Raw genomic sequence first — 530 nt, 5'->3', positions numbered from 1 at the left:
GCCTCAGCTTGAGTTACCACGCCTTCGGCAATCAGTTGCTCGGTGTACAAAGCACGCGCACCTGGGTGTTGCGATACTTTTTTGTACATCATCGGTTGGGTCAAGGTCGGATCATCGCCCTCGTTGTGGCCCCATTTACGGTAGCAGACAACGTCGACCACGATGTCTTTATGGAATTTTTTGCGGTAATCCAAGGCAGCTTGGATGGCAAAGCAAACGCGTTCAGGATCATCGCCGTTCACATGGATAACCGGAGCGGAAACCATTTTCGCGATATCGGTACAGTGTACGGTTGAACGGGTATCGCGGGTATCGGAAGTCGTAAAGCCGATTTGGTTGTTGATCACGATGTGAACAGTACCGCCGGTGGTATAACCGCGTGTTTTAGACAGGTTGAATGTTGCTTGGTTAACACCCAAACCGATAAATGCAGAGTCACCATGAATCAATACCGGCAAGACTTTATCGCGGCCGTTTTCGCCCAAACGTTTTTGTTTGGCGCGCGCAGAACCTTCCACTACTGGGTTAAC

1 protein-coding gene is annotated in these 530 nt (G+C 50.4%); it reads right to left on the bottom strand.

Annotation, left to right across the window (positions count from 1 at the left end):
• Positions 1–530, bottom strand: a 530-nt coding sequence (locus ACTHSP_RS21535) for a thiamine pyrophosphate-dependent enzyme (RefSeq protein ID WP_440346944.1), incomplete at both ends; no start/stop codon positions are given.

It is taken from the genome of Neisseria sp. P0001.S005 (assembly GCF_051963715.1).
Note: the sequence above shows the minus strand (reverse complement) of the source record. Positions and strands in the feature narration are given on the sequence as shown.